Annotated in this window: 20 protein-coding genes; 14 read left to right on the forward strand and 6 right to left on the reverse strand. The window is 60.7% G+C overall.

Going from position 1 to position 18040, the window contains the following annotated elements; translation table 11 throughout:
- Nucleotides 1-22 precede the first annotated feature (22 nt).
- The 3 genes from IPM84_24905 to IPM84_24915 all read right to left on the reverse strand — a co-directional run bounded on the left by IPM84_24905 (nt 23) and on the right by IPM84_24915 (nt 3588).
- Entirely contained in the window at nt 23-1270 is a 1248-nt protein-coding gene (locus IPM84_24905; GenBank protein ID MBK9095934.1) for an ABC transporter permease, read from the reverse strand.
- A 15-nt stretch (nt 1271-1285) separates the two neighbouring features.
- The gene (locus IPM84_24910) at nt 1286-2053 is read right to left on the reverse strand and encodes an ABC transporter ATP-binding protein (protein ID MBK9095935.1); all 768 of its coding nucleotides are present in this window, start codon (nt 2051-2053) and stop codon (nt 1286-1288) included.
- 74 nt (nt 2054-2127) lie between these two features.
- Nucleotides 2128-3588 (reverse strand): efflux RND transporter periplasmic adaptor subunit, encoded by a 1461-nt coding sequence (locus IPM84_24915; GenBank protein ID MBK9095936.1) that lies wholly within the window; start codon nt 3586-3588, stop codon nt 2128-2130.
- 352 nt (nt 3589-3940) lie between these two features.
- On the opposite strand from IPM84_24915, the gene IPM84_24920 reads away from it, so the two are divergent.
- The 14 genes from IPM84_24920 (at nt 3941) to IPM84_24985 (ending at nt 15809) form a co-directional block, all read left to right on the forward strand.
- Nucleotides 3941-4558, forward strand: coding sequence for a redox-sensing transcriptional repressor Rex (locus IPM84_24920; protein MBK9095937.1), 618 nt, complete (start codon nt 3941-3943; stop codon nt 4556-4558).
- Nucleotides 4559-4850: 292 nt separating this feature from the next.
- Nucleotides 4851-5246 (forward strand): CBS domain-containing protein, encoded by a 396-nt coding sequence (locus IPM84_24925; protein ID MBK9095938.1) that lies wholly within the window; start codon nt 4851-4853, stop codon nt 5244-5246.
- 131 nt (nt 5247-5377) lie between these two features.
- The gene (locus tag IPM84_24930) at nt 5378-5629 is read left to right on the forward strand and encodes a 4Fe-4S dicluster domain-containing protein (protein MBK9095939.1); all 252 of its coding nucleotides are present in this window, start codon (nt 5378-5380) and stop codon (nt 5627-5629) included.
- A gap of 37 nt (nt 5630-5666) precedes the next feature.
- Entirely contained in the window at nt 5667-6857 is a 1191-nt protein-coding gene (locus IPM84_24935; GenBank protein MBK9095940.1) for a 3-methyl-2-oxobutanoate dehydrogenase subunit VorB, read from the forward strand.
- A 26-nt stretch (nt 6858-6883) separates the two neighbouring features.
- Nucleotides 6884-7639, forward strand: a complete 756-nt coding sequence (locus IPM84_24940; protein MBK9095941.1) for a 2-oxoglutarate oxidoreductase — start codon at nt 6884-6886, stop codon at nt 7637-7639.
- A 60-nt stretch (nt 7640-7699) separates the two neighbouring features.
- Nucleotides 7700-8248 carry a 2-oxoacid:acceptor oxidoreductase family protein gene (locus IPM84_24945; GenBank protein MBK9095942.1) on the forward strand — a complete coding sequence of 183 codons (549 nt, stop codon included), beginning with the start codon at nt 7700-7702 and terminating at the stop codon, nt 8246-8248.
- 37 nt (nt 8249-8285) lie between these two features.
- On the forward strand, nt 8286-8729 hold the full coding sequence (locus IPM84_24950; protein ID MBK9095943.1) for a universal stress protein: 444 nt from the start codon (nt 8286-8288) through the stop codon (nt 8727-8729).
- Between the two features lie 50 nt (nt 8730-8779).
- Nucleotides 8780-10069, forward strand: coding sequence for a PLP-dependent aminotransferase family protein (locus IPM84_24955; protein ID MBK9095944.1), 1290 nt, complete (start codon nt 8780-8782; stop codon nt 10067-10069).
- Nucleotides 10070-10228: 159 nt separating this feature from the next.
- Nucleotides 10229-10648, forward strand: coding sequence for a CBS domain-containing protein (locus tag IPM84_24960; protein ID MBK9095945.1), 420 nt, complete (start codon nt 10229-10231; stop codon nt 10646-10648).
- 79 nt (nt 10649-10727) lie between these two features.
- On the forward strand, nt 10728-11777 hold the full coding sequence (ald, locus tag IPM84_24965) for an alanine dehydrogenase (protein MBK9095946.1): 1050 nt from the start codon (nt 10728-10730) through the stop codon (nt 11775-11777).
- Nucleotides 11778-11807: 30 nt separating this feature from the next.
- Entirely contained in the window at nt 11808-13100 is a 1293-nt protein-coding gene (locus tag IPM84_24970) for an acetyl-CoA hydrolase/transferase family protein (protein ID MBK9095947.1), read from the forward strand.
- A gap of 72 nt (nt 13101-13172) precedes the next feature.
- Nucleotides 13173-13976 carry an SDR family oxidoreductase gene (locus tag IPM84_24975; protein MBK9095948.1) on the forward strand — a complete coding sequence of 268 codons (804 nt, stop codon included), beginning with the start codon at nt 13173-13175 and terminating at the stop codon, nt 13974-13976.
- Nucleotides 13977-13995: 19 nt separating this feature from the next.
- Complete coding sequence (locus tag IPM84_24980; GenBank protein ID MBK9095949.1) at nt 13996-15432, forward strand: hypothetical protein; 1437 nt, start codon at nt 13996-13998, stop codon at nt 15430-15432.
- Between the two features lie 185 nt (nt 15433-15617).
- Nucleotides 15618-15809, forward strand: coding sequence for a hypothetical protein (locus IPM84_24985; GenBank protein MBK9095950.1), 192 nt, complete (start codon nt 15618-15620; stop codon nt 15807-15809).
- Here the strand turns inward: IPM84_24985 and IPM84_24990 are convergent.
- The 3 genes from IPM84_24990 to IPM84_25000 all read right to left on the reverse strand — a co-directional run bounded on the left by IPM84_24990 (nt 15787) and on the right by IPM84_25000 (nt 17971).
- Nucleotides 15787-16242 (reverse strand): hypothetical protein, encoded by a 456-nt coding sequence (locus tag IPM84_24990; GenBank protein ID MBK9095951.1) that lies wholly within the window; start codon nt 16240-16242, stop codon nt 15787-15789. The genes IPM84_24985 and IPM84_24990 overlap by 23 nt on opposite strands.
- On the reverse strand, nt 16232-16477 hold the full coding sequence (locus IPM84_24995; protein ID MBK9095952.1) for a hypothetical protein: 246 nt from the start codon (nt 16475-16477) through the stop codon (nt 16232-16234). The genes IPM84_24990 and IPM84_24995 overlap by 11 nt, the downstream gene beginning before the upstream one ends.
- A 1086-nt stretch (nt 16478-17563) precedes the next feature.
- Entirely contained in the window at nt 17564-17971 is a 408-nt protein-coding gene (locus tag IPM84_25000; GenBank protein ID MBK9095953.1) for a GNAT family N-acetyltransferase, read from the reverse strand.
- Between the last annotated feature and the right edge of the window lie 69 nt (nt 17972-18040).

Consider the following 18040-nt stretch of genomic DNA (forward strand, 5'->3'; position numbering starts at 1 on the left):
ACGAATTGTAGCATTTCTTGGTTTACTCGTAGCGCAGTGCATCAATCGGGTTCAGACGCGCGGCGCGTGTGGCCGGGTAGATGCCAAAGAAGAGTCCGACCGCCGCGGAGAAACCGGTGGCGAGGGCCACCGAGTCGAGCGTGACGAAGGTTTGGAAATCGCTCTGCAAGCTCGAGACGGCCGCCGCGCCGCTGGCGCCCAGGCCAATGCCAACGAAGCCACCGATGAGAGAGAGCACAACGGCTTCGAGCAGGAATTGGGCCAGGATGTCGCGGCGTTTGGCGCCGACCGCCTTGCGAATGCCGATCTCGCGCGTGCGCTCCGTCACCGACACCAGCATGATGTTCATGATGCCGATGCCGCCGACCAACAACGAGATGGCGGCGATGGCGCCCAGGAATAGCGTCAGCACGCCGGTGATCTGACCGAAGATGTTGATCAGGTCCGCCTGGCTGACCACGCTGAAATCATCATCGTTGCTGTAGGTGATACCGTGCGTCTCACGCAAGACGTCGGTAATTTGACTGGCCGCAGCTTCCATGCGGTCCTCGGCCGTGGCCTGCAAGTAGATGACCGACACCCGATAGTCGCCGCTTGGCGTGCGGCTGGGGAAGAGGCGTGATTGTGCGGTGGTGATGGGCACGAAGATCTGGTTGTCCTCATCGCCAAAGCCGCTGCCGCCGCGCTTTTGCAGCACGCCCACGATGCGGAAGGCCACATCGTTGATTTCGATGGTGCGATTGGCAAGGTTTTCCTCCTCGGGGAAGAGGCGCGTCACGACCGTTTGACCAATGACGGCCACGCGTGCGTGGGCCGTCACATCTTCAGGTGTGATGAAGCGCCCGGCCTCGACCACCCAATTGCGCACGGCCGCGTACTCAGGCTCCACACCGCCTATCTGAGGCGTGATTTCGCGCTTGCCCGCCTTGACCGCGGCCACGCGGCTGACTTCCGGGGCGACCGCCATCACATCAGGCACCCGCAAGGTGTCGCGCAGCGCCATCACATCGCGCATCGTCAGGCTGGAGCCTGTGTTCGCGCGCGTGCGCGGGGGGCCGCCGCTGGTGAGTTGCCCCGGCACCGCGAACAGCAGGTTGGAGCCGATGCTCTGGAACTGATCGGTGACGTAGCGTTCAACTCCGCGCCCCACCGAAAGCAGAGTAATGACCGCGCCCACGCCGATGATGATGCCCAGCATCGTGAGCACCGAGCGCAATTTATTGGCCGCAAGTGCCCGCAGGGCGACTCGTAGTGCTTCGCTTAAATTCACAACTTACTCCTAAAATCAGATACCGGCTGCCACGGCGTCCATTTGCTCGCCGCCTTGCACCAGGTCGCGCGTGCGTCGGGTGTAGGCGCGTTCGCCGGCGCGGCGTTGATGTGCCACCAGGTTATCAGATTCGACGCAGCCGTCCATGATGCGTACGATACGCTTCGTATGCTCGGCAATATCCGGCTCGTGCGTCACGAACACGATGGTGATGCCGCGCTCCTCGTTCAGGTGCTGGAAGATCGCCATAATCTCAGCGCCCGACTTCGAATCGAGGTTGCCGGTCGGCTCGTCCGCCAGGATGATGGACGGGTCATTGATGAGGGCACGCGCAATTGCCACACGCTGCTGCTGGCCGCCCGATAGCTCATTGGGGCGATGATGAATACGCTCGCCCAAGCCCACCGCTTCCAGCGCGGCAATCGCTTTCTGCCGGCGCTGGCGGGTGCCAGCGTAGATCAGCGGCAGCTCCACATTTTGCAGAGCCTCGGTGCGCGAGAGTAAGTTGAAGCTCTGGAAAACAAACCCGATTTTGCGATTGCGAATGTCCGCCAGTTGGTTGTCGTTCATCTGCGACACATCAGCGCCATCGAGCAGGTAGGTGCCACTGGTGGGTTGATCCAGGCAGCCGATGATGTTCATCAACGTGGACTTGCCTGAGCCGGACGGCCCCATGATGGAGACCATTTCGCCCGGCATCACGCGCAGCGCAACGCCGCTGAGCGCGTGTACTTCCATTTCTCCCATCCGGTAGACCTTGCGCAGATCCCGGATCTCGATCATTGGCTTGTTATTGTCTGCCATCGTCTTGCCTTTCCTGGCACGGGCCTTTCCCGCACGAGTTTGCTCGAGGAACCCTAGAAGCCAAAAGTGCGCCGCAACTGGTCGCCCGCAGTCGTATTGGGGATGATGATCACGTCGCCTTCGCTCACCCCTTCGCTGATCTCGGTCTGGCCTTCATTGCGCATGCCAATCTTCACCTCGATCCGCTGCGGCGCCTCATCCACCAGTTTCTCGACATAGGTCTTATCCGAAGTGCGGTCGCGCTGAATGGCGCGGTTGGGCAGCACCAGCACGTTCTCAACCTCGGCCGTGGTCACATTGGCCGTGGCGCTGAGGCCGGCGCGCAGCACGGCATCGGTGGGATCGAGCACGACGGTGACCAGATAAGAGACCACGCTGGTGTTGGCCTCGGCCATCGGGGCAATTTGGCTGATCTGCCCGGTCACCTGCGCATCGGGCAGTGACTCCAGCGTAATCACGGCGATCTGGCCTTCCTTGATCTGCCCAATGTCAATTTCATCTACGCTGATGTCAATGTGGAAGCGATCAATGTTGACAATGACGATGGCGGCCCGTGCGGCGTTGGGGAACTCGCCGGGCGTGATGTTCACCTGCGCGACCACGCCCGCGATGGGGCTGCGCAGAATGGTGTTGTCTTGATTCAGGTGCGCCTGCGCCAGCACCGCTTCGGCCTGTTTGACCTGCGCCTGCGAGGCGGCCGTCTGCTCAGGCGTGGCGCCTTCCTGCAACTTCAGCAGCGAAGACTTGGCCTGTGCGACCTGCGCGCGTGAACCGGCCACGGCCGCTTCGGCCTGGGCAACGGCGGCCAGCGCCTGCGCACGCTGCGCCGCGTCCGCGCCGGCGGTGGCAATCTGGTATTGCGCCTTCGCCTGCTCGTAATCAATGGTCGCCCGCTGCAGGTTGAGCGACTGCGGGAGCAGCCCCACGTTGGGCAGGCTGGCTACCTGGTCGTAGGCAGACTGCGCCTGTTGCAAGGCGGCCTGCGTGCGCTCCAGGTTGGCCGCGGCCACCTTCTTGTCATTTTCTGTGGCGCCGGCCTGCAGCTTGGTGTAGCTGGCGCGGGCGCTGAGCAGATTGGCCTCGGCGCTCTTGACACTGGCCTGCGCGCTGTCCAACGATGCCTGGCTGGCCTCCAGGTCTTCCGGGCGCGCCTTGCGCGTCAACTGGGCCAGGTTGGCCTGTACGCTGGCCAGGCCGGCCTCAGCCTGCAGCACCGACAGCGCCACATCCTGGCTATCGAGCAGGGCCAAAACCTGCCCAACCTGCACGCGGTCCGTTGTCTTGACCTTCACCTCGGCCACACGGCCCGCGCCTTTGAAGGCCAGGGAGACTTGCCCCTCCGGCTCGATGCTGCCCGTGGCGCTGACAATCGAACGCAGCGTTGTGCGGGTTGGCTGCACTGTCTCATACTTGGGCGTCTGGGGCGCCTGGGCCTGTGCCAGTGTTCGCCACAGGAGAAAGCCCCCGGCCGCTACGACTACCAAAATGACTAAAATAATCAGAGTTCTGCGCATAGATTCGTCTCGTTTTTCTATTCCTTTTTTTCAAGCTCAGCTCAGCCAGGGAGCAAGGCACCGTCAATCAAGCCAGGTTTGCCAAAGCTTTGCATAAACCTACTCTACCACGCCTGTCACTCCGCGTCAATAACGGCGCCGCTTTCTGTACCCTGATATGACGGCGAACGGGCGATAACAGTCACCCGGCCCTCACCCCCCGGCCCCCTCTCCCGTCGTGGAAAAGCACACGACGGGAGAGGGGGGGAGGGCCTGCGTTTTGCATAAAAACGTCGGGTGTGTTAGTATTGTGTACACAACTTCACAAAAGTCACACAAGTTAAATTTCGTACACAAAAAGGAACGCCATTCGATGTCAATCATCACCATACCCGACATCGTGGTGGGTCGCTTGCCCATCTATCTGCGAGCGCTCAACTTCTTGGTGGCAGAGGGGCGTGAAATCACGTCCTCGCAAGAGCTGGGCGATAGATTAGGCATCAGTTCGGCCCAAATCCGCAAAGATTTATCGCACTTCGGTGAATTTGGCAAGCAAGGCACCGGCTACGACATCTCCTTCCTGCGCGATCAACTGCAGCGCATCCTGCAGGTGGATCGCATCTGGGATGTCGTGCTGATCGGCGCCGGCGATTTGGGCCATGCTTTGGCGCACTACGGCGGCTTTAGCGGGCGCGGCTTTCGCATCGCCGCGGTGTTCGATAGCGACCCTGACAAGGTAGGCCAGCCCCTGGCTAACCTCGTCATCCAGGACAGCCAAGACCTGGTGGATGTCGTGCGCCAGCAGGCGATCTACGTGGCGCTGATTGCCACGCCAGCCAGCGGCGCCCAACCCGTGGCTGACGCCCTGGTCAGCGCAGGGATCAGGGCAATCCTCAACTATGCGCCCATCACCCTGACGGTTCCACACGGTGTGCGCGTGCAGTATATTGACCCGGTGGCGCACCTGCAACGCATGACTTTCTACCTGTAGACCAGATCCGCTAAGGCTCCAGACTGTTCCCGAAACCGGGTTGCGCAAGGCATCCCGGTTTTTTCATTTCTACCTGCTGGCGCTGCGACCCTGCGCACATCAGGCCGGACAGCACGCGTCCGTGGCACAGTGCGTTACAAATGGCGACCCATCGTCAGCAGATGTATGATGGGTATCATGTTGAAACGGCGTTCTTGGGGTTACAATGAACTCACAGCGGCGGTAGCCCACCATGGTACGCGAGTTCAACACTTGTCAAAGGTGAAAACGGATGACCCGAGTTGCCGAAATCATGACAGAGGATCCTGTCACAATTCAACCTTCGCAATCTATTGGCACAGCCATTGCCCTGATGCGCCAGGGAATCTTCCGCCGCTTGCCGGTGGTCGAAAACGGGCGCCTGGTTGGTATCGTGACCGATCGCGACATGCGCCGTGCGACCAACTCGCCTATCCTGTTGCACGAAACATGGTATGACAACTTCCTCCTCGAACATATCGAGGTGGGATCCTGCATGACGTCCAACCCGACAACCCTGTCACCGGATGCGGACATACTCGAGGCGGCCGTCATCATGCGCAGCCGCAAAATCGGTGGCATCCCGATCGTACGCGGCGACGTGCTGGTGGGAATCATCACCGAAACGGACCTGCTCGACCATTTGATCGAACTGCTTGAGGCCGAATAAGTGGTTCAGCGAAATCAGGCGCCAACCTGAAACATCGTCAACGACGACGAGATTCCGGATGAAATTCCGGATGAGATGCCAGATGAAATTCCGGATGAGATGCCAGATGAGATTCCAATGGAGGAACAACAATGGCCAGAGGTACTGTAATCATCACGACGAATCGCTGTAAAGGTTGCGAACTATGCACCACTGTCTGCCCACAGGAGGTGTTGCATATGTCAACCGCCCTGAACGCCAAGGGGTATCACCCGGTCGAGCTGAACGATCCCCAGAACCGATGCACAGGCTGCGGCCTGTGCGCGGTGATTTGCCCCGATGTCGTGTTCAAGGTCTACCGCTATCAGGCAAAGATGCCGCAGCGGGCAGCAGCCGTCGCGTAAGCGAGCATCAGGTAGCACGCAGCAAAGGAGATTGACCATGGCAAAGGAGCTATGGAAAGGCAACGAAGCAATAGCCGAGGCCGCCATCCGTGCCGGCCTGGAAGCCTATTTTGGCTATCCCATCACCCCACAGACTGAATTATTGGAATATATGGCCGCCCAGATGCCTGCACTTGGGCGGGTTTTTTTGCAGGCCGAAAGTGAATTGGGCGCCATCAACATGGTGTACGGCGCCGCGTGCGGCGGCTCCCGTGTCATGACATCCTCGTCCAGCCCCGGCGTCAGCCTGATGCAAGAGGGCCTCTCATACATCGCCGGATCAGAAGTATCCTGCGTTATCGTAGACATCATGCGCGGCGGGCCTGGCCTGGGCAACATCCAGCCGTCACAGTCAGACTACTTCCAGATGGTGAAGAGCGCCGGGCATGGCGACTACAACAATATCGTGCTGGCGCCGGCCACCGTGCAAGAGGCCGTTGACATGACCTACGAGGCCTTCGACCTGGCCGACAAATACCGCACCACGGTCGTCATCCTGGCCGATGGCACCATCGGGCAGATGATGGAACCGGCCGAAATGCCGCCAAGCAAACCCTTGCGCACCGAGAGACCAGACTGGGCGCTGAGCGGAGCGGCCGGCCGCCACCACCGCTCGATCACGTCGCTCAACCTGACGGCGGAAGGGCTGGAGAAACACAACCTGCATCTGCAGGCCAAGCTGGCCGAAATCAAGGCACACGAAGCGCGCAGCAAAGAGTTCATGACCGAGGATGCCGAATACCTGATTGTGGCCTTTGGCACCATGGGGCGCGTGGCTACCTCAGCCATTCGCCAGGCGCGGGCGCAGGGCGTCCGCGTGGGCCTGCTGCGCCCGGTGACGCTGTGGCCCTACCCTGAAGACCGCCTGCGCGAGCTGGCCGCGGGCAAGAAAGCCATCCTGGTGGTGGAAATGAACGCCGGCCAGATGCTCAACGACGTAAAAGCCATCGTGGAGGGGCGCGCCCCGGTCCACTTCTACGGCCGCATGGGCGGCTCGATTCCGCTGCCGGACGAAATCCTGAACGCCCTGCACACCCTGGTCTCCCTGTATGGCACGGTGCAAATGAGCGGACACAACAACGGCTACAAACACAACGGTCATAATGGCAGTGGTCAGCCGGGCGCTGCGCTGCGCCAAACGACCAACGCCGCTACCCTGTCCGTACACCTGGCGGAGGTGAAGTCATGACAACGCAAACCCTGGCGCTCGATGAGATGATGCTGGTCTACCAGCGCCCCGATTCCCTGACCGATGTGGCAACGCACTACTGCCCCGGCTGCACGCATGGCATCATTCACCGCCTGGTGGCCGAGGTGCTGGACGAGTTGGGCGTGCGTGAGCGCACGATTGGCGTGGCGCCCGTGGGCTGCGCGGTCTTTGCCTACAACTACTTCAATGTAGACATGGCTGAGGCGGCGCATGGACGCGCCCCGGCCATGGCCACCGGCCTCAAGCGAACGCAGCCGGACAAGATCGTCTTTACCTACCAGGGTGACGGCGACCTGGCGGCCATCGGTACGAATGAGATCATTCATGCCGCGGCGCGCGGCGAAAAAATCACGGTGATCTTCGTCAACAATGCGGTGTACGGCATGACGAGCGGCCAGATGGCGCCGACCACCCTGCTGGGCCAGGTCACCACCTCATCACCGAAAGGGCGCGATGTCAGCCTGACCGGCTATCCCCTGCGCGTGGCCGAATTGTTGGCAGGGCTGCCGGGCACATCGTACGTCGTCAGACGCTCGACACACAACGTGCGCGAAATCAACCGCACCAAGAAGGCCATCCGCACCGCGTTCCAGGCTCAGTTGGCCGGGCAAGGACTCTCCCTGGTAGAAATCCTGTCGTCATGTCCCACCAACAACCATACCACCGCGGCCGAAGCCCTGACCTGGATCGAGAATCAGATGGTGCCCTACTATCCGTTGGGCGATTACAAGGTGGTGGATGCCGTGGCGCGTCTAAATTAGGCGCTTTGCAGTTGATTTCTTGCACATGGGGATGCAAGGAGGATACAAGGAGGACACAAAATGGAATTCTCGATCGTTTTCTCTGGCTTTGGGGGACAGGGCGCCCTGTTCGCCGGCCAGTTACTGGCCTATGCCAGCATGGATGAAGGCAAAGCGGTGACCTGGATCCCGTCCTATGGGCCGGAGATGCGCGGCGGCACCGCGCACTGCATCGTGGTGGTTGGGGATGAAGAAGTTGGGGCGCCGCTGGTGCGCAACCCTGACGCCGTGATTGCCCTGAATCTGCCATCGGTGGACAAATACGAACCGTTGGTCAAACCGGGCGGGTTCCTGATCTACAACAGTTCATTGGTGACGCGCGCGGTTACGCGCAGCGACATCAACGTCATCCCGGTGGCGGGCAATGACATTGCCAGCGCGCTGGGCAATATCAAATTAACCAATGTCGTCATGCTGGGCGCCCTGCTGCAGGCCACCGACCTGCTGCCGCTGGAGGCTCTCGATCGGGCCTTGCTGGCCCATCTGCCGGAACGCAATCGGCGCTTTCTGGAGCCAAACAAAGTGGCTCTGCGGCGTGGCGCCGAGTGTGCCATACGCGTTCCGGCCTGACGCCTGGACGCGTTTCAATGATGGGAGGCAAATGCATATGTATCACAACATTCTCGTGCCGCTGGATGGCTCAGCGCTGGCAGAAGCCGCGCTGCACCACGCGGAGGCCCTGGCGCTGGAGTTCAAGAGTAACATCACCCTGCTGCGAATTATCATCTCGCCCTACCAGTTGATTGCGCCTGACCTGGTGCTTTCCGGGACCGTGGCCGAAATACCCGGACTGCGCGACCAGGCGATGCAATACTTGCAGGGAGTATCCGGTGAGCTGCGCGAAAAGGGCATCTCTTTCCAGACCGCCATTTTGGACGGCCCCGTGCCCGATGCCATCACCGACTATGCCCGGGCCGAGCACATTGACCTGATCGTCATGTCAACGCATGGGCGGGGCGGCATCAGCCGCTGGGTGTACGGCAGCGTTGCTGAGAAGGTTCTGCAGGCTGCGCCCTGCCCGGTACTGCTCATTCGCGCATCCGGCAAGTAGGAACAGACGCGTCCCGGCACAGCAAAAGATAGACACAAAGGAGTGTAACTATGACCACACCGTGGCAACGACGGTACGCACAGCGCAATCAACGGATGGGTGGTTCTATCATCCGTGAGCTGCTGAAGTTTACCCAACAGCCAGACATGATCTCGTTTGCCGGGGGCCTACCGGCGCCTGAGTTGTTCCCGGTTGAGGCTTTTCGCGCGGCGGCCGACAGGGTTCTTGTCCAGTCAGGCAGCAAGGCATTACAGTACAGCACCACCGAGGGCTATCAGCCATTGCGCGCACTCATCGTCGAGAAAATGGCGCACTACGGCATCCTGGCCAAAGAAGATAATGTATTGATTACTTCCGGTTCGCAGCAGGCCCTTGACCTGATCGGCAAGTTGCTCATCAACGCGGGCGATACGATCCTGGTGGAACGCCCAACCTACCTGGGCGCGCTGCAGGCCTGGAATGCTTACCAGGCCGAGTACGTCGAGGTACCCATTGATGACAACGGGCTGCAGGTAGATCAACTGGAAGAGGCGCTGCGCGCGGGCGTCAAGTTCATGTACGTGTTGCCAAACTTCCAGAACCCGGGCGGTGTCACACTCTCTCTGGATCGCCGGCAGGAACTGGTGGAGTTGGCCGACCGCTACGGGGTGCCCATCATCGAGGATGACCCGTATGGCGAGCTGCTCTACGAAGGGGAACATCTGCCCACCCTGGTGCAGTTGGACTGTGAGCATCTGGAATCACGGGCTTGTGATGGTCACGGCTATTTCCGGGGCAACATCCTGTACCTGAGCACCTTCTCCAAGACGCTGGCGCCTGGTTTGCGCCTGGGATGGATCGTGGCGCCGGTTGAGGTGATTCAGAAGTGCGTGCAGGCCAAGCAGGGCATGGATTTACACACCAGTATTTTCGATCAGATGGTGGCATACGAGGTAGCCAAAGGCGGCTTCCTGGAGAAACATGTACGTACCTTGCGCCGGGTGTATGGCGCACGTCGCGATGTGATGTTGGCCGCCATGGAGCGCTACTTCCCGGCCGGTGTACACTGGACGCACCCGCGCGGCGGGTTGTTCCTGTGGGTGGAATTACCGCCGGAGATCAACGCGGAGGAACTGCTGCAGGACGCCATCAAAGAAAAGGTGGCCTTCGTACCGGGCCATGCGTTCTATGCGGCCGGACGCAGCAGCGGACAACTCAATACCATGCGCCTGAACTTCTCCAACGCCGAGCCGGAGATGATCGAAGAGGGAATTCGCCGCCTCGCGCGTGCCATCGAGCAGCGCATGGGCGGGCGCATGACGCCCGTGGTCACACCAGTGCCGGCCATGAGCATGAACTAGAGAATGCCCTCCGGCGCCCGATCGCTGGCTGGTCACGAGGCATCGAGGATGAAGGACGAAGGATCAAGATTGCTGACCGTTCGTCCTTCGTCTTGTCCTTGCGAAAGACCGGGTTTCAGCAATGACCCTGGCTGTGAACGACTGCAAGAGGAGACGAACATGCCGACCTATTTCGTGCGTGACATTATGAGCGCTCCCGCCCTCACGATTCACTATGAGGCTGACCTGGATGAGGCGGCAGCGATGCTGGAAAGCAACCAGATTCGCCGCTTACCGGTGCTGGACGACGAAGGGCAATTGGTCGGCATCCTGACGCAAGGCGATGTGCGCGTGGCGTCCATGGCCACTGCAGTGGACCCGTACGATGCCGCCGCCACCACCTGGCTGACCGCGGGCGACGCCATGACACACCGGACGTTTACGGTGACGGCTGACACATCGGTGGTCGAAGCGGTAAAAATGATGTTGGCGCACAAAATTGGCGGCCTGCCGGTGGTAGATGACGCCGGCGCCGTCATCGGCATGGTGACTGAGACAGACATTTTCCGCTTGGTCGTACGCGAGTGGAGCGAAGAATAAAGGAATAAAATAAAGGAATAAAGGGAACAGATCATATGGATATCGGAGTCCGCGTGAACGGAGGGCCAGCGAGTATCGAGTGGGCATCACGCCGGCCAATGTGCAGACCCTGCACGACGAAGGTCATCGCATCTACGTGGAGCAGGGCGCAGGTGTGGGCAGCGGCTACAGCGACGAGGATTACCGCCGTGCCGGCGCCACCCTGGTCTACTCTGCGGATGAGGCATTTGCCCGCGCCGACCTGTTGCTCAAAGTGGCACGCCCGACCCCCGAAGAGACCGGTTTGCTGCGCAGCGATCAGATTGTCTGTGGGTTTCTGTATTTGCCGGCCGCGCGCAAGAGCCGGGTACAGAGCTTTCTGAACAACAACGTCACAGCCATTGGCTATGAAACCATCCAAGAGGACGACGGCTCCTTGCCGGTGTTGCAGCCGATCAGCGAGGTCACCGGTCGCATGTGCGCACAGGTGGCGGCGCGCTTGCTGGAAAACACCAGCGGCGGCAAGGGCATCCTCCTGGGAGGCGTGCCAGGCGTCGCGCCGGCCGAAGTAGTCATCCTGGGCGGCGGGGTGGTAGGCGCCCAGGCGGCCCGCGTCTTCCTGGGTCAGGGCGCCAACGTCTACCTGCTGGACAAAGACATCAAGCGTCTGCATTACATTGACAGCCTTTTCATGGGCCGCGTCATTACGCTGATGTCCAACCCCCTCAATGTGGACAAGATGGTGCGCTTTGCCGATGTGGTTGTGGGCGCGATCCAGGTGCCGGGCGCCCGCTCGCCGGTCCTCATCTCGCGCGAGTTGGTGCGCAGCATGAAACGGCGTTCCATCATCATAGATGTCGCGGTGACCACGGGCGGTTGCGTCGAAACCACACGCCCCACCACGCACACGGCCCCCACCTACATCGAAGAAGGCGTCATCCATTATTGCGTTCCCAATATGACCGGCATCGTGGCGCGCACCGCCACGCACGCGTTCAACAATGCCGCTTGGCCGTACATCTACAGTATCGCCTCCGAAGGGTTGGACGCGGCGATCGAAAAATCACCATCGCTGGCGCGTGGCGTCAACATCCGGGCCGGCAAGATCATGCTGCCCGGCCTGGCAGCTGCGTACACGATGAGTTCCTAAGGGTTTGGGATGTAATTCATGAATAATTGGATGATGCGCTGTTGGAACAAGATCGTTCCGGCCGAAAGGGCGGTGCAGGCCGTCAAATCAGGGAATCGTGTGTTCTTGACCGGCAACTGCAGCGTTCCCCAACAACTGCTCAGCGCGCTGGTGGATCGCGCAGCCGCGGGCGAGGTTGAGAATGTCGAAATCGTGCAAGTCCTGACGATTGGTGATGCCAAATATGTGGCGCCGGAAATGGAAGGTAAGTTGCGCGTCAACACCCTCTTCATCAGCCATAACGTACGCAGCGCGGTCAACGAGGGTCGCGCAGACTTCACGCCGGTCTTTCTATCAGAGATTCCACGCTTGTTCCGTAACGGCCAACTGCCGCTCGATGCCGCGCTGATTCACTGCTCGCCGCCCGATGAACATGGCTTCCTGTCGTTTGGGGTCGAGGTGGGCTTGACCAAACCGGCCGCCCAGAACGCGAAGATCGTCATTGCCGAAGTCAACGAATTCATGCCCCGCGCCCTGGGTGACAGCTTCATCCACATCAGCAAGGTGGACTACATGGTGCCGGTCAGCTACCATCTGCCGGAAGTGCCGCAGGGTACACCGGGCGAGCTGGAGAAGCGGATCGCCGAGCATATCGTGCATCTGATCCCCGACGGTGCGACCATGCAGATGGGCATTGGCGCCATTCCCGACGCCGTGCTGCACTTCCTCAGCAGCAAGCGTGACCTGGGCATTCACACCGAGCTTTTCTCTGATGGCGTCATCCCCCTGGTGGATGCCGGGATCATCAACAACGAGCGCAAGACGCTGCATCCGGGCAAAATCGTCGCCGGGTTCATCCTGGGCAGCCAGCGCCTGTATGAATTCGTGGACAACAACCCGATCGTCGAATTCCACCCGCAGGATTATGTCAACGATCCGTTCATCATCGCGCAGAACGACAACATGGTCTGCATCAACTCCGCCATCGAGGTGGACCTGACCGGACAGGTCTGCGCGGATTCGATCGGCACCAAGTTCTACAGCGGCGTCGGCGGCCAGTTGGACTTCATCTACGGCGCGTCACGCAGCAAGGGCGGCCGTCCCATCATCGCCCTGCCCAGCACCACCAAGAACGATACGGTTTCACGGATCGTCCCTACGCTGCAAACGGGCGCCGGTGTCACTACCAGCCGCAACCATATTCACTACGTGGTGACGGAGTACGGTGTGGCTGAGTTGTATGGCAAGACGATCCGCCAGCGCTGCCTGAACCTGATTCAGATCGCCCATCCCAAGTTCCGCGATCAACTGACCGCCTGGGCCAGGGAGCAGCACTACATCTGAGCCGCCAACGAGCATGTGACGATGGTGAAACATCGGTCGTCAAATGACGACAAGAAAGGTAGGGGACGGACGATGAACCAAAAAACGATGTTGATTACCGGCGCGACCGATGGTATTGGCAAGGCGACTGCACAGGCGTTGGCGATGCAGGGCCACACGGTCATTTTGCACGGCCGCAACGCGGCGCGGGGACAGGCAGCGGTTGACGAACTGAAGAAGGCTGCCGGCCACGACCGTGTGGATTTCATGGCCGCGGACCTCTCCTCCCTGCGCGAGGTGCGCCAGTTGGCGGCCGCGGTGCAGGCGAAGTATGAGCAGTTGCACGTGCTCATCAACAATGCCGGTGTGTTCATGAACGAGCGCCAACTCACCGAGGACGGTTTCGAGATGACCTTTGCAGTCAATCACCTGGCGCCGTTTCTGCTGACGCAGCAACTGCTGCCCCTGCTGAGGCAGAGCGCGCCGGCGCGCATCATCACGGTCAGCTCTGTGGCGCACCAGCGCGGCCGCATCAACTTCGACGACTTGCAGAGCGAGCGGGCCTTCAACGGCTACCGGGCGTATGCGCATTCCAAGCTGGCGAACGTGCTCTTTACGTATGAACTGGCCGCGCGCCTGGCCGGCGCGGGCGTCACCGCCAACTGTCTCCACCCCGGCGTGATTGGCACCAAACTGCTGCAGACCGGCTTTGGCATCGGCGGCGCGACGCCTGCGGAAGGCGCACGCACCTCGGTCTACCTGGCTTCTGCGCCCGAGGTGGAAACAGTCACCGGCGCGTATTTCGATGATCTGCGAGCCGTGCCCTCAGCGCCTCAGACACACGATGAAACCACACGCCGTCGCTTGTGGGAAATCAGCGAGCAACTGTGTCAATGAGAAAAATGAGAGGGCCGGTATGCAGAAAGACGGGCAGCGCCTTCGTCATGCCTTGAGATTGACAGCATGGCTGGCGGTCCTGGGTCTGTGCGCTTTTCTCCTGAGAGACATGACCGGTGCGGCAGCCGGGCCGATCGCCCGCGTTCCGCCCGTCGCCGCCGAGATTTCTCAATTCGGCATTACGTGGACGTTCGACGACAGTTACCCCTACGGCCAGTTCGCCAACGGAGATTTCTGGGTGGCCGGCCCGGTGACGATCATCCAGATCTCCCCGGCGTCCATCATTTCTGGGACGCGCACCCTGCATGGCTCCATGATCAACCCCTCGCCCCGCAGCGGCCAAATCCAGGGCTACGACAGCGCGATGTATGGCGACTTTGGCCCCTATTTCGACGCGGCCCTGAACGTGGCCCGGCCCAACCAGCAGGACCTGTCTGCGCTCAACCCGCTGCTCGTACCGGCCAACTCATCGCTGGTGTCCAGCATCAGTGTGCCGCAGGCCGGCGCGCTGCCGCAGTTGCAAACCGCCGCCATCCTGACCGTCCTCCCTGCGCCCCCGCCGGCCGGCAGCTTTCGGCCTGCCTACAGTGGAAACGACAAAACGATCCGCTTCAATCGCAGCCAGCTCAACCATGCCCTGCTGAGCCGGCTGCCGCCGGTGAGTGGCACGCCCGACCTGGCTGCGGTCGAGCGCTTGTTCGAGCGCCCCTGGCTTGACCATGTGCCCAACTGGCCGGCCCGTTTCCTGCATCCCCTGGACAACATGCCCGATTACGGTCGCGAGATGTCCACTCAGGTTGGCATCGGCGCGCTCATGCTGCATCTGAACTTCAGCGACGCGGCCAAAGAAACGCTGCTGGTTCGTTTTGTGCAGTTGGGAATTGACCTGTACGGCGTGGCCCAGGATGGCGGCAATCACAACTGGCCGCCGGCCGGCGGCCAGACCAGTGGGCGCAAATGGCCCATTCTCTTCGCCGGGCTGCTGCTCAACGACGCCGCCATGCGCGGCATTGGCCCCGGCAATGGCACAGGCGCCGTGGAGTTCTCGGAAGATGGGCAGACCTTCTTCGTGACCCAGGCCGACATCGAACGCTCGCATGCGCCCGACACGCGCGGTTGTTACGCGGAGGAGTACACGCAGGCCGATTTGGGGTTGGCCGAATGGGGCATCTCCCATTCGACGGAGCCGGCCGGCGACAACCGGCCCTGGTGCGCGGCTTACCGCCAGTGCTGCACAGCCACTGCCTGGGCCGGCTTTGTGCTGGCGGCTCACATCATGAACGCCACGGACGACTGGCAGCACGACGCGCTGTTCGATTACCAGGACCGCTACATGGCAACCGAACCCCATGAGGGCTATCGCTGCTGGGACCCGTTCACCGAGGCGATGTGGGACGCTTATCGCGGCCACTACCCCAACCAACGTTCGCTGCACCTGCCGCTCGTATTACGCTGAGCAACCGCCGCAAGGGCTTCCACGAGTTCGGTCGAGCCGTCGGTCTGCGCCAACCGGCATCGCTTTCGCACCGGCTACTGGTACACGGATTGACACCGATCGTTTTTACATCCGTGTCCGTCCGCGTGAATCCGTGTACCAATGTATAGCAACTGTCAATCCACTACTCTACACACCAGTTCCCCTTGCCCGATGGGGACGATCAGCGCGTCCACGCGTGGATCGTGCAGGGCGGCGATTTACTTTTCATCAAGGGCGCGTGCGAGCAGATCGGCGACCTGGAGTTCATTGGCCCAGGTGCGCAAATAAGCGAGGTCGAGATCGCCGCAGACTTCTTTCGAGCGCCCAGGAATATCAGGCGACCTGGCGCTCCCTGAGCGCACGGCCCAGGCGCGACCAGTTCCACGTTTGGCCTGATGGTGTCCAGACGGGGCGGGTCACGTAGACGCTTGCGGGCAGCACCCGCCGTAATGACGGACGGCTGGCGTCGCCAGCGCCAGCCAGATGGTCGAAGGGGCGCAGTTTACGGATGAATGTCGGCACTTGGAAGGCGGTTTCGTAGTAGATGAGGAATTTGCCCTCAGATGAACGATGGCGCTCGCGATCATTCCGTCGGCGGCGGCATCCGCGGCGCGCGACCAGCGTTGGGATGTGCGCCAGTTGCACGTCTGCCACGATGTCCGCGTCCAGCGTGGCGCGCATGACGCCATGCAGAGAACTGGCAAGCGAGCCGCCCACTGCGTAGGGGATTCCGATTTGCTCCAGCGCTTGTGTGACGAGCAGTACGACTCGCGCGATTTCACTTTGCATAGCCGTACACCTTGCGCGCCAGATCTTCGCCGAGTATCAATTCTGCCAACATGCGGCGAACTTCCCCGGGCGTGGCGGCGGGATGGCGCTGCTTGATCCCGCTGATTGCCAGCGTTCGCACGGTTTCGTTCAAGTCATTCACGATGGCGAGTTTCTTCCACGCGGGCATGCGCCGAATGAGTTGGATTTGCAGAGCCTCCACGGTAGGATGAGTATCGGAGAACAGGGCGTTCATGATAGATGGTTCCCTCTGGTGGTCATGATATTTCCTGTTCATGTCATTTGGTGTTCCGTTCAGCAGGGAAAAGCCTTGTGTGCGAAACACGCTATTTTGCAAAACCTATCGTTGGGTTATAATAGAGCTGCCAGCGGACAAAATTGGCCCATGCCGTGGTTGGGGACTACGGTCTCCGAACCTATAGCGGGAGCGGCTTTTTTTGTGTAATACACGCCGTACCGCCGGCGCGTTTGTCGTCAATATCCTGAACCAGGTGGACGGAGTTCCACAGGTTCACGGCCCGTACAGACGCGCGTCCAGGTGAAGTAGTCGCGACTCCGTGTTGAGGCGGAGGAGAGACGCGGATTGGCGCATCGGCTACCCCATTGTTGGGCAATTGGCGTTTCATTGCGTTTGTAGGGCAGCGGCGCCGATTTCCCGCGAAACTCTTGACCGCGCCAGGGCGAGCGGCGGAGGTTCTGGCGGACATGTCTGTGACTACCGCAAAATAGCGCAGTCCCTCGCTTTCCAAGAACCTCGCCGCACTTCGGGCAGGTCGTCTTTGGCGTGAAACGCCAGGGCGGTTTCGCCTGTGGTTGCGGAAGGCACATCTTTGAAATACGGGTCGTTGAGCAACGCGCCGCAAATCGTCGAGACGTTGTTTCAGGCTGGCAGGGTCGACAACATCCAGCAAGCCGAGCATGAAATATCGGGAACACCCTTCCGTCTCGATGATGACTTTGCCCTTGCTGGCAGCGGAATGAGTTGGATTTGCAGAGTCTCCACGGTAGGATGAGTATCGGAGAACAGGGCGTTCATGATAGATGGTTCCCTCTGGTGGTCATGATATTTCCTGTTTCATTCCTTTGGCTTGGCGCGGCGGGAAGAAGCCATTACTCATCGCTTCGGCTGCCCCTTTGCTATCCAAATGGAAAACAAAGATGCTTACATTATAGCATAATAGCATATGCCCAGGCCTACAGGCCTATCCTCCCCGCCCGGTTGTGCAGACAAGCCAGCCGATGCGCCAGCCCCACGATGGGATTGCGCTGCAAACCGAATTTCCTGTCGAGCAGGAGTTCAAGGGGTTGCCCCATGGTGGGCCTACGCCTCGCGCTTGATGGCGAATGCGTTTTCCAGTTTCTCGAACCCGATTTTGGGATAATACCCCATCGCCGCGGGCGCGGAGAGCAGGAGGAGGGTGCATTCCAACCCCGCGGCTTCCCGCGTGCGCCGCACAAGCTCCTTGCCGATGCCCGCACGCTGGTATGATTCATCCACGGCCAGGTCCGAGAGGTAACAGCAGTAACTGAAATCGGTCACCGCGCGGGACACGCCGACGAGCCTGTCTCCATCCCAGGCGGTGACGATCAGATTGGCGTTGTCGAGCATGCGCTGCACGCGCTCGGCGCGGTCGAGCGGTCGCCGACCGGCCAACGTGGAGCGCTGGAGCAGGTCAATGAACTGCTCGACGCTGATCTTCTCGTGGACTCGATACCGGATGTCTGGCATGGGTTTTCACCTCGCAGCGCGTCTCAGCGTGACAATGACTACAATGCGGGTGGGCAGAGGATACTCCTG

Source organism: Candidatus Amarolinea dominans (assembly GCA_016719785.1).
Taxonomy (GTDB): Bacteria; Chloroflexota; Anaerolineae; order SSC4; family Amarolineaceae; genus Amarolinea; species Amarolinea dominans.

What these genes read in the sequence shown, in the direction of transcription:
- IPM84_24970 (MBK9095947.1), top strand. Translation starts at nt 11,808, where the DNA reads ATGATGCGCTGTTGGAACAAGATCGTTCCGGCCGAAAGGGCGGTGCAG.
- IPM84_24990 (MBK9095951.1), bottom strand. Translation starts at nt 16,242, where the DNA reads ATGCAAAGTGAAATCGCGCGAGTCGTACTGCTCGTCACACAAGCGCTG.
- IPM84_24910 (MBK9095935.1), bottom strand. Translation starts at nt 2,053, where the DNA reads ATGATCGAGATCCGGGATCTGCGCAAGGTCTACCGGATGGGAGAAATG.
- IPM84_24940 (MBK9095941.1), top strand. Translation starts at nt 6,884, where the DNA reads ATGATGCTGGTCTACCAGCGCCCCGATTCCCTGACCGATGTGGCAACG.
- IPM84_25000 (MBK9095953.1), bottom strand. Translation starts at nt 17,971, where the DNA reads ATGCCAGACATCCGGTATCGAGTCCACGAGAAGATCAGCGTCGAGCAG.
- IPM84_24975 (MBK9095948.1), top strand. Translation starts at nt 13,173, where the DNA reads ATGAACCAAAAAACGATGTTGATTACCGGCGCGACCGATGGTATTGGC.
- IPM84_24915 (MBK9095936.1), bottom strand. Translation starts at nt 3,588, where the DNA reads ATGCGCAGAACTCTGATTATTTTAGTCATTTTGGTAGTCGTAGCGGCC.
- IPM84_24930 (MBK9095939.1), top strand. Translation starts at nt 5,378, where the DNA reads ATGGCCAGAGGTACTGTAATCATCACGACGAATCGCTGTAAAGGTTGC.
- IPM84_24935 (MBK9095940.1), top strand. Translation starts at nt 5,667, where the DNA reads ATGGCAAAGGAGCTATGGAAAGGCAACGAAGCAATAGCCGAGGCCGCC.
- IPM84_24950 (MBK9095943.1), top strand. Translation starts at nt 8,286, where the DNA reads ATGTATCACAACATTCTCGTGCCGCTGGATGGCTCAGCGCTGGCAGAA.
- IPM84_24920 (MBK9095937.1), top strand. Translation starts at nt 3,941, where the DNA reads ATGTCAATCATCACCATACCCGACATCGTGGTGGGTCGCTTGCCCATC.
- IPM84_24955 (MBK9095944.1), top strand. Translation starts at nt 8,780, where the DNA reads ATGACCACACCGTGGCAACGACGGTACGCACAGCGCAATCAACGGATG.
- IPM84_24980 (MBK9095949.1), top strand. Translation starts at nt 13,996, where the DNA reads ATGCAGAAAGACGGGCAGCGCCTTCGTCATGCCTTGAGATTGACAGCA.
- IPM84_24925 (MBK9095938.1), top strand. Translation starts at nt 4,851, where the DNA reads ATGACAGAGGATCCTGTCACAATTCAACCTTCGCAATCTATTGGCACA.
- IPM84_24945 (MBK9095942.1), top strand. Translation starts at nt 7,700, where the DNA reads ATGGAATTCTCGATCGTTTTCTCTGGCTTTGGGGGACAGGGCGCCCTG.
- IPM84_24960 (MBK9095945.1), top strand. Translation starts at nt 10,229, where the DNA reads ATGCCGACCTATTTCGTGCGTGACATTATGAGCGCTCCCGCCCTCACG.
- IPM84_24995 (MBK9095952.1), bottom strand. Translation starts at nt 16,477, where the DNA reads ATGAACGCCCTGTTCTCCGATACTCATCCTACCGTGGAGGCTCTGCAA.